General features: G+C 68.3%; 11 protein-coding genes. 10 read left to right on the top strand and 1 reads right to left on the bottom strand.

The window, feature by feature from the left end:
• Nucleotides 1-46: 46 nt before the first annotated feature.
• From ACZ48X_RS21660 to ACZ48X_RS21615, 10 genes are all read left to right on the top strand, one after another.
• Nucleotides 47-532, top strand: coding sequence for a YbaK/EbsC family protein (locus ACZ48X_RS21660; RefSeq protein ID WP_336350417.1), 486 nt, complete (start codon nt 47-49; stop codon nt 530-532).
• Between the two features lie 101 nt (nt 533-633).
• Entirely contained in the window at nt 634-2,730 is a 2,097-nt protein-coding gene (locus ACZ48X_RS21655; protein ID WP_336350418.1) for an acetate--CoA ligase family protein, read from the top strand.
• Entirely contained in the window at nt 2,727-3,791 is a 1,065-nt protein-coding gene (locus tag ACZ48X_RS21650) for a phosphotransacetylase family protein (protein WP_336350419.1), read from the top strand. The genes ACZ48X_RS21655 and ACZ48X_RS21650 overlap by 4 nt, the downstream gene beginning before the upstream one ends.
• Before the next feature lie 148 nt (nt 3,792-3,939).
• Nucleotides 3,940-4,260, top strand: a complete 321-nt coding sequence (locus ACZ48X_RS21645) for a hypothetical protein (protein WP_336350420.1) — start codon at nt 3,940-3,942, stop codon at nt 4,258-4,260.
• Nucleotides 4,260-4,649: a hypothetical protein gene (locus tag ACZ48X_RS21640; protein WP_336350421.1), complete on the top strand. Its 390-nt coding sequence runs from the start codon at nt 4,260-4,262 to the stop codon at nt 4,647-4,649. Before ACZ48X_RS21645 ends, ACZ48X_RS21640 begins: the two co-directional genes overlap by 1 nt.
• A complete protein-coding gene (locus ACZ48X_RS21635; protein WP_336350422.1) occupies nt 4,636-5,208 on the top strand; it encodes a DUF7504 family protein in 573 nt (190 codons plus the stop codon). The genes ACZ48X_RS21640 and ACZ48X_RS21635 overlap by 14 nt, the downstream gene beginning before the upstream one ends.
• A 207-nt stretch (nt 5,209-5,415) precedes the next feature.
• Nucleotides 5,416-6,750: a S8 family peptidase gene (locus tag ACZ48X_RS21630; protein ID WP_336350423.1), complete on the top strand. Its 1,335-nt coding sequence runs from the start codon at nt 5,416-5,418 to the stop codon at nt 6,748-6,750.
• Nucleotides 6,751-7,201: 451 nt separating this feature from the next.
• Nucleotides 7,202-8,542, top strand: a complete 1,341-nt coding sequence (locus ACZ48X_RS21625) for a S8 family peptidase (protein ID WP_336350424.1) — start codon at nt 7,202-7,204, stop codon at nt 8,540-8,542.
• Nucleotides 8,543-8,945: 403 nt separating this feature from the next.
• Nucleotides 8,946-10,073 (top strand): pyridoxal phosphate-dependent aminotransferase, encoded by a 1,128-nt coding sequence (locus ACZ48X_RS21620; RefSeq protein ID WP_336350425.1) that lies wholly within the window; start codon nt 8,946-8,948, stop codon nt 10,071-10,073.
• Between the two features lie 89 nt (nt 10,074-10,162).
• Complete coding sequence (locus tag ACZ48X_RS21615; protein WP_336350426.1) at nt 10,163-10,453, top strand: PRC-barrel domain-containing protein; 291 nt, start codon at nt 10,163-10,165, stop codon at nt 10,451-10,453.
• A gap of 90 nt (nt 10,454-10,543) precedes the next feature.
• Here ACZ48X_RS21615 and ACZ48X_RS21610 read toward each other — a convergent pair whose 3' ends face one another.
• A complete protein-coding gene (locus ACZ48X_RS21610) occupies nt 10,544-11,995 on the bottom strand; it encodes a DHH family phosphoesterase (RefSeq protein ID WP_336350427.1) in 1,452 nt (483 codons plus the stop codon).
• Between the last annotated feature and the right edge of the window lie 83 nt (nt 11,996-12,078).

The following is a 12,078-nucleotide window of genomic DNA, read 5'->3' as shown; positions in this document are numbered from 1 at the left end:
CGCTTCCACGCCCACGTTTATGCGCTGGCGGGTAGTCGAGCCTCGCATGCACGAGCGCGCCGCCGACTTCACGAAGCGAGCTCGCGAGGAGCACGGCCTGGAACTGGAGACGACGGAGTTCCCGGAGGGCACGAAGACCGCCGAAGATGCCGCGGACGCGGTCGGCTGTGACGTCGCACAGATCGCGAGCAGCATCGTCCTGATGGCGGGCGACGACCCGGTCGTGGTCGTGACGAGCGGCGCGAACCGCGTGTCGATGGCGAAGCTCGCCGCCGAGCGCGGCGTCGACGAGAGCGCTGTCCGGATGGCGGACGCGGACGAGGTCCGCGAAGCCACGGGGTACGCCATCGGCGGCGTCCCGCCGTTCTGTCACCACGGCGAGATCGAGGGCGTTCCGACGTACCTCGACGAGACCCTCACCGACTACGAGGTCGTGTGGGCCGCCGCCGGCACCCCGGAAGCCGTCTTCCCCGTCACGCCCGATACCATCGAGGCGACCGCCGAAGCGACGGTTCTGGACGTCGCGGAGTGACGCGGCCGACGCCTCGAACCTGGTCGCGTCGTCGCCGCGTGATTCTCATCCGATGACAGCGACGCCCACCTTTATCGGGGCGCCGGCCGTCGGTTCGAGTGATGGGACGCTTATCAGCTGTGTTCGCGCCGGACCGCGTCGCCGTGGTCGGGGCGACGGACCGCGAGGGGTCCGTGGGTCGCGCCATCCTCGAGAACCTCGACTCGGGGTTCGTCGGGGACGTCATCGCGGTGAACCCGAACCGCGACGAGGTGCTCGGGCACGAGTGCTACGACGCGCTCACCGACGCGCCCGCGACGGACCTCGCCGTCGTCGTCGTCCCGCCCCAGGTCGCGGTACCGGTGGTGCGGGACGCCGGCGAGGCGGGCGTCGATGCGGCGGTCGTCATCACGGCCGGGTTCGGTGAATCCGGCGGTGAAGGCGCGACTCGCGAGCGCGAGCTCGCCGAGGTCGCCGCCGAGTACGACATCGACCTCGTCGGCCCGAACTGTCTCGGCGTGATGAACACCGGCGTCGACATGAACGCGACGTTCGGCCCCGAGATGGCCCAGCCCGGGAACATCTCGTTCATGAGTCAGTCCGGGGCGTTCATCACCGCCGTCCTGGACTGGGCGAACGACGAAGGCATCGGGTTCCGCGACGTCGTGTCGCTCGGGAACAAGGCGGTGCTCGACGAGACGGACTTCGTCGACCACTGGGGCGGCGACGACGACACGGACGTCGTCATCGGGTACCTGGAGTCCATCAAACGAGGCCGGGAGTTCGTCGACACCGCGCGCGAGGTCACCGACGACACCCCGGTCGTGCTCGTGAAGTCCGGGCGGACGGACGCCGGCGCGCACGCCGCGTCCAGTCACACGGGCGCCATCGCGGGCAGCGAGGCCGCCTACGAGGCCGGCCTGGAGCAAGCGGGCGTGCTCCGCGCCGACAGCGTCGAGGAGTTGTTCGACTGGTCGCGCGTCCTCGCCGACCAGCCACTCCCGGACGCGGACGGCGTCGCCGTCGTCACGAACGCCGGCGGCCCGGGCGTGCTCGCGACCGACGCCATCGGCGACGCCGACCTCGAACTCGCGTCGTTCGCGGACGACACCGTCGAGGAACTCCAGTCGTTCCTCCCGGACAACGCGAACGTCTTCAATCCAGTCGACATCATCGGGGACGCGAACGTCGAGCGGTTCGCGCGCACGCTCGACACCGTCCTCGGCGACCCGAACGTCGGGTCCGCTGTCGTCGTCTCCGCGCCGACCGCGATACTGAGCTTCGACGACCTCGCCGAGGAGATCGTCGACACTCAGGCGAAGCACGACCTCCCGGTCGTCTCGTGTCTCATGGGCGGCGAGCGCTCCGAGGCACCCGCGGCCGCGATGAGCGAGCACGGCATCCCGAACTACTTCGACCCCGCACGCGCCGTGTCGGGCCTGGACGCACTCAGCGACTACCGCGAGATACGGGAGCGCGAGTACGACCAGCCCCGCGAGTTCGACGTCGACCGTGAGCGGGTGCGAGAGATACTCACCGAGGCCGCCGACAGCGGCGAGAACCGCATCGGCGTGGAGGCGATGGAGATACTGGACGCGTACGGCATCGACACGCCAACTGGCGAGGTCGCGACCAGCCCGCACGAGGCGCTGGACGTCGCTCGCGGCATCGACGGCCCGGTCGCGATGAAGATCGTGAGCCCGGACATCCTCCACAAGTCCGACATCGGCGGCGTGAAGGTCGGCGTGGAGTTCAACGACGTCTACGACGCCTACGAGGACCTCGTCACGCGAGCGCGGAACTACCAGCCGGACGCGGACGTCCTCGGCGTCCAGGTCCAGGAGCTCGTGGATCTGGACGACGCCGTCGAGACCATCGTCGGCGTGAACCGCGACCCGCAGTTCGGGCCGCTCGTCATGTTCGGTCTCGGCGGCATCTTCGTCGAGGTTATGGAGGACACGAGCCTCCGGGTCGCCCCCGTCGGCGAATCGGAAGCTCGGCAGATGACCGAGGAGATACAGTCCGCGCCGCTCCTCCGAGGGGCGCGCGGCCGCGAGCCAGTGGACGTGGACGCTGTCGTCGAGACCGTGCAGCGTCTCAGCCAGCTCGCGACGGACTTCCCCGCGATACTCGAACTGGACGTGAACCCGCTCGTCGTGCAACCCGACGGTGCGACCGCCGTCGACCTGCGACTCACCACCGACCTGGAGGAACTATGACCGACTCGTTACTCGTCACCGGCACGGAGGATAGCATCGGGAAGACCGGCATCGCGCTCGCGCTCGCACGACTCGCTCGGGACAGCGGCGAGGGCGCGACAGTCGGGTACATGAAACCGAAGGGCACGCGACTGGAGTCGAACGTCGGGAAGACCCTCGACGCCGACCCCATGCTCGCCCGCGAACTCCTCGACCTGGACGAGGAGATGCACGAACTCGAACCGGTCGTGTACTCGCCGACGTTCGTCCAGCAAGCCGTCCGTGGCCGCGAGAACGCCGAGGACGTCGCCGACCGCGTCAAGGAAGCGTACGACGCCATCGCCGCGGACCGCGACCTCGTCGTCCTCGAAGGGGGTGGCGGTCCCGAAACGGGGAGCGTCATCTCGCTCACCGACCGGGACGTCGCCGACCTCGTGGACGCGCGCGTGCTCGTCGTCGCGAGCTACGAGGAGCCGTGGGACGTCGACGCGGCGCTCGCGTACGCCGAGTCGTTCGGCGACCGGCTCGCGGGCGTCGTGTTCAACGGCGTCCCCGACCAGGCGTACGACGAACTGGAGACGGACGTCCTGCCGTTCCTCGAGGGCCGCGGCGTCCCCGTGCACGGCGTCGTGCCGCGCGTCCAGGACCTCGCGGGCGTCACCGTCGGCGACCTCGCGGAGGAACTCGGTGCGACGACGTTGACGGACGTGCCGACGGACGCGTACGTCGAGCGGTTCTCCGTGGGCGCGATGAGCGGCGACGAGGCGCTCAGGCAGTTCCGCCGGACGAAGGACGCCGCCGTCATCACGGGCGGTGACCGTAGCGAGATACACACCGCCGCGCTCGAGGCGCCGGGCGTGAAGTGCCTCATCCTCACCGGCGGGCACCGCCCACCGGGCGCGGTCCTCGGGAAGGCCACGGAGAAGGGCGTGCCCGTGCTGTCGGTGCAGTCGGATACGCTCACGACGGTCGAGCGCGCAGACGCTGTCGTCCGCTCGGGCCGCGCTCGCGACGAACGGACCGTCGACCGCGTGCAGGAACTCGTCACCGCGCACGTCGACGTGGACGCCATCCTGAACTGAGTCCTCTCGGCCAACGTCATCGGGCGCCGGTGAAGTGGCCGACCGCCGCTATCTCAACGAGCTGAAGAATTCTCCACGCCCAAAGAGTTTTCCAATCCCGGCGCAACGTTCCGGCAGTGACTGCGACGACCACGGGGGGTGAACGCTGATGGCCGAGTTCCCCGACTGGTACTGGGTACTCGTCCAGTTGTTCTCGCTCCTCAACATCGTCGTGCAAGCCACCGCCATCGTCCTCTCGCTCATCGCCGTCCGCGGGTTCCGGGGCGCACCCATCAATCGCGTCCTGAAACCGATTCCCGTCGTGATGGCGTGCATGCTCGTCGTGAACATGCCGTGGGCGGCGTTCTTCCTGTTCTCGATCCCGTACGCGACCGAGATATACGCCGTCGTGTTCTCCGTCGGCGTCATCGCGGGCGTCTACGCGGCGTTCCAGGCGACGATGCTCCTCACCGAACGGAGGGACCTCTGATGACGGTCGTCGACGCCATCCTCAACAATCCCTATCAAGTCCTCGGTGCCGTCCAGATAGCGGCGTTGCTCGCCGCCAGCCTCCTCCTCGCGTACCCGGTCTACGCGTACGCGCAGAACGTCGCGTACACGGAGGGGTTCGTCGGTATCGCCGTCGGGTTCTTCCTCCTGACGCTCTCGAACCTCCTCGGGCTCCTCATCGACAACGACGTCTTGGCGCCCGGCCTCGAGTCGTCGGCGGCGATCACCGCCCTGATGAACCTGGGGGCGTCCGTCGCGGCGACCATCGGCATCTACTACTTCGCGAGACAGTTCATCAGAACGGACTCGACCGAGTTCGAAGTGACCGAACCGGAGGGTTCGGGGGGGTTCGACGATGCCGACGACTAGCGACCCGTCGCGACGCGAGCCCGAGGACGCCCTCGACGTGCCCTCGGGCACGCAGGCGCTCGTCCTCTCCCCGTCGCTCGAATCCCCGCTGTCGCGCGTCCCCGTCGAGGCGTTCGACAACATGCTCGTGGTGTCGACGACCCGGTCGCCCCAGAAGGTCGAGCAGTTGATCCGTGAACGCGGCGGGGACCCGAACACGGTCGGGCTCGTTCCCGTCTCCGGGTCGCCAGTGGACTACGACGGGCCGCTGTGGACGACGAGCGTGGTTCACCCGAACGACCTGTCGGGCATCTACGAGCGCTTCGACCGAGGGATGAATCACGTGAAACCCGGCGAGGGCTGGGTGGTGTTCGACAACGTGAACGTCCTGCTGATGTACGCGGAGCGCCCGAGCGTCGGGAATTTCCTCGACAGCGTCGCCACGAACGTCCGCCGTCGGAACGCCTCGGGTGCGTACGCGCTCGTCAGGGACGCCGTCGCCGAGGGGACGCACGACCGCTTCGTCGACATCTTCGACGTGGAGCTCGACGAACGCGACCACGGCGAGCCCACCAGGTAGTCGAGCGCTGCGAACGACGTCCTCGAACGTGCTGGCGTCGCCGTCGACGAGTTACGAGACCTGCGCCCAGCGTCAATCACCACGCGGACCGTACGTGTCGCTAACGGGTTTCGTTCTCTAAGATATACACCACGAGAAGATAACATTAGTTGGCCATAATGGCAACCCACCCGAACAACTTACACCTAACAGGATAGTTCGTCTTGTATGGGTGAGTATAGCAGACGAAGCGCGCTGCGTGCTGTGGGTGCAGCGATCGGGGGGCTCTCGGTGGGAGTCACCGTCACCGCCGCCGAACGAACCGACCGGTTCGTCGTCCGGACGAAGGGCCGGACGACCGCGGGCGACGTGGAGGCAGCGGGTCTCTCCGTCGTTCACGACCTCACTGAGGTCGGATACGTCGTCGCCGAGGGGAGCGAACGGGACGCGAAGCGCGCACCGGGCGAGTACGCACCAGACGTCTCGTTCGCGTTGGATGGCGCGGTGGAATCCGCGAGCGTCGACGAGCACGCGGCGTCCGCGACCGACGAACCGTTCTACGGCCTCCAGTGGGACAAGCGAGCACAGGGCGTTCCGACGGCGCACGAGACGACGCGCGGCGAGGGTGCGCGCGTCGCCATCATCGACACGGGCGTCGCAGCGTCCCACCCGGACCTCGCGCACGCCGTGAACGAGGACCTCTCGCGGAACTTCACCGGCGACGGGCAGGGCGCGGCGAACGCCGCCGGCGGCTACCACGGGACGCACGTCGCGGGCATCGTCGCCGCGAACGACGAGAACGAGTTCGGGACCGTCGGCACCGCTCCCGGCGCGGAGCTCGTGGACTGTCGCGTGTTCGCCGACGACGGCGATGCGACGTTCGGCGGCATCATGGCGGCGATCGCGTACAGCGCGTCCGCCGGGTGCGACGTCGCGAACGTCAGCCTCGGCAGTTACCCGATTCCGCGGGCAGCGTACGGTCGGTTCCTCGCGCAGTTCCTGCATCGGACGACGTCGTACGCGACCCGGAACGGGACGCTCCTCGTCGCGTCGACGGGGAACGACGGCGCGAACCTGAAGTACGACGGGCCGGTCGTCTCGATACCCGCGGAAGCGCCGGACGCGCTCGCCGTGTCCGCGACCGGCCCCATCGGGTTCAACCACGGCGACCCGGGGGTGGAGGACGGGCCGGACACGCCCGCGCCGTATTCGAACCACGGCTCGAACGTCGTCGACCTGAGCGCGCCCGGCGGTAACTACGATACGGCGTTCCCCCAGGGGTGGTTCTACGACCTCGTCCTCAGCACCGCGTCCGTCCCGCAGTTCGACGCCGCTGGCGACTACGCTGGGGCTGCTCACACGCACTTCTGGATGTCTGGAACGTCGATGGCGGCACCGCAGGTCGCTGGCGTTGCCGCGCTCGTCTCGGCTGTCGACGGACGACTGAAGCCCAAGCAGGTCCAGCGCGTGCTCGAGCAGACCGCGGCCGACGCACCGGGGGGCAAGGAGTACCACGGGAAGGGGTTCGTCGACCCGGTCGCGGCACTCGAATCGCTCTCCTGACGGGCTGACTGCCAGGGTCGGCCGAGGCCCTCGCAACGGTCCACATCCCCTGTTCCGTACGCCAGTTCCGTCACGCTGGCAGTCCCCAGCCTCAGTTGGCAACCCAGCCATCGCGTCGAGGCGGTACGCAGCCATCGCGTCGAGGCGGTACGCAGCCATCGCGTCGAGGCGGTACGCAGCCATCGCGTCGAGGCGGTGTCCGGCTGAGGGGGTTCGGTCGCGGTGGACACGGTGGCGTGACCGAGTACCGACCACGCGCTGCCTCCTTGAACGTGGTTGTCGTTCCGGCGTGTCGGCGAAGCGCGAACGGTGCGAACCAATCGTTGCACAGCGGCGCGTCGACCGCTACCAGTTAATTAATCGGTCTTTGTTCTTGCGCGAATATTCAATACATTGCAATAATCAGGTCTAAACCAGAAAATATTATACGGGAGATTCGGTACTACGACCCATGGTAGACAGGTCCAGGCGAGACGTACTCAAGTTCAGTGGCGCACTCCTCGGCGGCATCGCGGTGGGCTCGACCGTCACGGCGGCCGAGTCCAGCGACCGCTTCCTGCTCGAAGCCAAGAAGCGTAGCGCGAGCGACGTGGAGGCCGACGGACTGGACGTCGTCGCCGACCTCTCCGAGGCCGGCTACTTCCTCGTCGAGGGCGCCGAGACGGACGTCGAGGCGACGAAGGGCAAGTACGCGCCCGACATCGAGCTCTCCTTCGACGGCGGCGTCAAGCGCGTGGACGCCGACGTCGACGCGGAATCCGCGACCGACGAACCCCGCTACCCGCTCCAGTGGGACAAGCAAGTCCAGGACATCCCGACGGCGCACGAGACGACGCGCGGCGAGGGCGCGCGCGTCGCCATCATCGACAGCGGCGTCGACGCCGCCCACCCGGACCTCGCGCACGCCGTCAACGAGGACCTCTCCGTGAACTTCACCGACGACGGGCAGGGCGCCGCGAACGCCGCAGGCGGCTACCACGGCTCGCACGTCGGTGGAATCGTCGCCGCGAACGACGAGAACGAAGCCGGCGTCGTCGGCACCGCACCCGGCGCCGAGCTCGTCGACTGTCGCGTGTTCTCGGCGGCCGGCGGCGGGTCGTTCGGTATCGTCCTCGCCGCGATCGCCTACAGCGCACAGATCGACGCGGACGTCGCGAACCTCTCGCTCGGCGCGTACCCCGTCCCGCGCCAGAGCCTCGGTACGTTCTACGGGAAGGCCCTGAACAGCGTGATGACGTACGCGAACAGCCAGGGCACGCTGCTGACCATCTCCACGGGGAACGACGCCGCGGACCTCCAGCACGACAAGAACTTCATCAGCATCCCCAACGAGGGCGCGCAAGCAGTCGGTGTGTCAGCGACCGGCCCAGTCGGGTTCGGCTGGGGTGACGACGGCCTCGAGGAAGCCCCCGACTCGCCCGCGAACTACACGAACTACGGGACGAACGCCGTCACGCTCTCGGCGCCCGGCGGCGACTACGACCCCGAAGCGGCCGAGGCCGACGAGACGACGTGGTACTACGACCTCGTCCTGAACACCATCTCGATACCGAGCTTCGACGACGACGGGAACTACCTCGGCGCCACCCCCACGTACTCGTGGATCGCCGGCACGTCGATGGCGGCACCGCAGGTCGCGGGCGCCGCGGCGCTCGTCAAGTCCGAAGCCCCGGACATGAACGCGAACCAGGTCGAGAGCCTCCTGAAGCGCACCGCGGCCGACGGCACCGGCGGCAAGGAGTACCACGGGAGTGGCTTCGTGAACCCGGTCGGCGCACTCGAAGAACTGTAACGCGACATCCGCCGTCTCACTCCTCCGTTCGACCCCGTGACAGGTACACGAGACGACGCTCGCTCACCAGCACAGTCCGGATTCCTCGCGTCGCTCGTCGCGCCGTGACCGCGGCCGATGAGAACGACGAGCGACGCGCTCGATGCGTGAACCGTCCGAAAAGCGGGATATCCCGCACGACGCCAGGCTCGGGCAAAGCCCCGCGTCGTCGTGCCGGCTTGTCAGAGGCACCCGGCATCTGCACGAAACGGCCGCGGGTGCTTAACCCTACGGGCTTCGTCCGACGTCGCCGTCCGGTACACGTACTTGAACGTGATGGCCATTTAAGTTATCTCGGGGTCGCGGTGAGTGCAACCGCCGGTCGAGGGATGGATTCTTGCGGGGGGAGCGCGCACGGTCGGTCGTGTTCCCGGTAATCGAGTACCTGGAGTGGATCGACGGACGACCCGAGGCGGTCACGCACGACCTCGCGTCCAGCGACCTGCGGCCGGCGACGCACGCCGACGGTCCGATACCCGACCGGCTCGCCGACCGCGCGGACCCACCAGGCCAGCCGCGGGTCGACGCGCTCGTCGCGGACCAGTACGACGTCGCACCCGAGAACGTCCTCGTCACCGCGGGCGCGTCGAACGCGAACGCGCTCGCGTTCGCCGTCGCCGCACAACGCCTCGCCCGCGACCCCGAAGCGACCGCCGTGGCGGACGGCGACCGCGAGGACGACGCGCGACGCTCGCGCGTCCTCGTCGAGAAACCCGGGTACGAGCCCCTGACCGCCACCCCGCAAGGGTTCGGCGCGCGCGTCGACCGGTTCATGCGGCCACAGGGCATCCTCGACCCGGCTCGCGTCGACGGTGCACTCACCGACGCCACCGAACTCGTCGCCGTCACCGACCGCCACAACCCCTCCGGTCGACGCGCCGACCGCGACGCGCTCGCAGCCACCGCCGACGTCGTCGCCGACGCGGACGCCCGCCTGCTCGTCGACGAGGTGTACGCGCCGTTCACCACCACACCGACCGACGCGCCCTTCGGCGCCCCGTCGATGGCCGGCACCGACCGCGTCGTCACGACCGGGTCGCTCACGAAGTTCCTCGGGCTCGGCGGCCTCCGCATCGGCTGGCTCGTCGCCGACCCGGCGTTCGTCGCCGCCGCCGAACGCGTCCGCCACCACCTCCCGAGCGTCGCCCGACCGTCCGTCGCCCTCGCACGCCGCGCGCTCCACCACCTCGACGACCTCGCCGCCGACAGCCGACGACGCATCCACCGCAACCACGACCTGCTCGCGGACTTCGCCGACGACCGCCACGACCTCGCCGGACACGTCCACGACGGCGCGACGTACGCCGTCCTCGAACACGACGACGTCGACGGCACCACCCTCGCCGAGCACGCCCTCGACGCCGGTGTCCTCGTCGTCCCCGGTCGCTTCTTCGACCGGCCAGAGGCCGTCCGCGTCAGTCTCGGACGCCCAACCCAACAGGTCACCGCCGCACTCGACGCGCTCGCCGACGCTCTCGACGACCTCACGTGACCATACCGACGGGACCAGCGACGCAGCGACGGGCGTCTCGTCACGCCCGACGACCAACTTATAAGACCCGCCATCCCGACGGACGACGTATGGACGGCACCCCACAGGAGATCACGTCGGTCGTCGGACGGGAGGTGTACTCGAACAACGGCGTCTACGTCGGCGAGATCGAGGACGTCAGGCTCGACATCGAACGCGAGACCGTCACCGGACTCGCCCTCTCGACGATCAACTCGGACATCTTCGGGAACTCGATGCAGGACTCGCGCGGCATCATCATCCCGTACCGCTGGGTTCGCGCGGTCGGCGACGTCGTCCTCGTGAACGACATCGTCGAACGGTACCGGGGCGCAAGCGACGAGGAAGAAGCCGCCGCCTGACCGACCCACGACGCACTTCTCGACGCACACGCGTCTCGATACGACGGTTCCAGCGCTCGCACGTCCCGCGGAGAAGCGTCTACGGGTCGACTACGAGCCGTTCCCTGACTCGCCGCTCTCGACGCCCATCGCCTCGAAGAGCTTTCGCTTCACGGCCTCCTCGGTGAGCTGGAGGAGCGTGTCGCGGTTGTCGTCGTTCGTCTCGATACCCGTGAAGATACCGAGCGGGATCTCCGCGCTCGCCTGCGTCGAATGCCCGGCGGCCTCGCCGATGTCGCCGTACGCGTCGGAGAGCATCTTCCCGATGTTCATCCGGATGTCCTTCGAGCGCGCGGCGAGATAGATGCGGTCCTCGCCGATCCCGAACACCGCGGTCGTCGTGATGCCTTCGAGGTTCAGGAGGTGCTGGGCGGCTTGCGCGAGCGCGTCCCGGTCGCGGACGAACCCCGCGTTCGACACGAGGTGACTCCCCTGGACTTCGCGACTCTGGATGGCTTCCGCGAGCACGTCCAGCGTCTCCGGACTCATGCTCGGCGACTCCACCTGCTCGAGGAGGTCGTGGTTCGCGAACGGATAGAGGTACGCTGCCGCGGTGAGGTCCGCGGGCGTCGTATCGCGCTTGAAGTCCAGCGTCTCCTCTCGGATACCGTACAGGAGGGCGGTGGCGACCGCCTCGTCGACGTTCATGTCGAACTCCTGGATGTACTTCGTGAGGATGGTCGACGTGGAGCTCATCGCGGGGCGGATGTCGACGAACGCCGCGTCGTACTCCGCCTCGGGCTCGTAGTGGTCGATCAGAATGTCGACGTCCAGGTCGACGGTCTCCCCGGACTTCGCGTGGTCGACGAGCGCGATGGTGTCGTACTCGTCGTGGTCCTCCACGTCCGTCCAGTTCAGGAGCTCGATGCCGAGGAGGTTCACGAACGCGCGGTTCTCCTGGTGGCCGATATCGCCGAGATAACAGATGTCGGCGTCGACGCCGAGCGTCTCCGCGATCGCCTGGAGTGCGGCGGCGCTCGCGATGGCGTCCGGGTCCGGACTGTCGTGGGTGAGGATGGCGACGCGGTCCTTCGTCGCGGACAGCACCTCGCCGAGCTTCGACGCCTTGAACTCGAGCTCGCCGGATTCGAGGCTCCGCATCGCGGCGTCCGCGATGACCGCAGAGGGATTTATGACGACGTCCGCGCCGAGTTCGGTCAGTTCGTCGCCGCTCACGGGGTCGCTCGCGCGCACGACGACGAACTGCTCTTGGTCGCGTTCGCGGATGTGTTCGACCGCGCGCTTGTTCGCCTCGACGTCCGAGGACATGATGAGGACGACGTCCTGGTCACTCACCTCCTCGGCGACGTGCTCGTCGCTGATGTCCGCCACCTGCGCGTTCAGGTCCTGGTCGCGTAACGCCTCGACGCGCCCCTCGTCCTTGTCGACGATGAGGACGTCCTTCCCCTGCTCGACGAGCTCCTCGGCGACCGCGTGCCCGACGCTCCCGCACCCGAGGATCGCGTACTTCGACATCGAGGAGATCGTGACCCCGGTACTCATGTATGCCCCAACTAACTCCCACGTCACTTAACCCTCCCGAACACTCTCGCATCACTCGAGGACGCCGAGACCACCCGGCGGCG

Source organism: Halorubellus litoreus (genome assembly GCF_055378595.1).
Note: the sequence above shows the minus strand (reverse complement) of the source record. Positions and strands in the feature narration are given on the sequence as shown.

Bases quoted from the DNA above. Each gene is read 5' to 3' on its own strand.
- ACZ48X_RS21635 (WP_336350422.1), top strand. From the start codon at position 4,636: ATGCCGACGACTAGCGACCCGTCGCGACGCGAGCCCGAGGACGCCCTC.
- ACZ48X_RS21660 (WP_336350417.1), top strand. From the start codon at position 47: ATGCACGAGCGCGCCGCCGACTTCACGAAGCGAGCTCGCGAGGAGCAC.
- ACZ48X_RS21615 (WP_336350426.1), top strand. From the start codon at position 10,163: ATGGACGGCACCCCACAGGAGATCACGTCGGTCGTCGGACGGGAGGTG.
- ACZ48X_RS21650 (WP_336350419.1), top strand. From the start codon at position 2,727: ATGACCGACTCGTTACTCGTCACCGGCACGGAGGATAGCATCGGGAAG.
- ACZ48X_RS21610 (WP_336350427.1), bottom strand. From the start codon at position 11,995: ATGAGTACCGGGGTCACGATCTCCTCGATGTCGAAGTACGCGATCCTC.
- ACZ48X_RS21640 (WP_336350421.1), top strand. From the start codon at position 4,260: ATGACGGTCGTCGACGCCATCCTCAACAATCCCTATCAAGTCCTCGGT.
- ACZ48X_RS21630 (WP_336350423.1), top strand. From the start codon at position 5,416: ATGGGTGAGTATAGCAGACGAAGCGCGCTGCGTGCTGTGGGTGCAGCG.
- ACZ48X_RS21625 (WP_336350424.1), top strand. From the start codon at position 7,202: ATGGTAGACAGGTCCAGGCGAGACGTACTCAAGTTCAGTGGCGCACTC.
- ACZ48X_RS21655 (WP_336350418.1), top strand. From the start codon at position 634: ATGGGACGCTTATCAGCTGTGTTCGCGCCGGACCGCGTCGCCGTGGTC.
- ACZ48X_RS21645 (WP_336350420.1), top strand. From the start codon at position 3,940: ATGGCCGAGTTCCCCGACTGGTACTGGGTACTCGTCCAGTTGTTCTCG.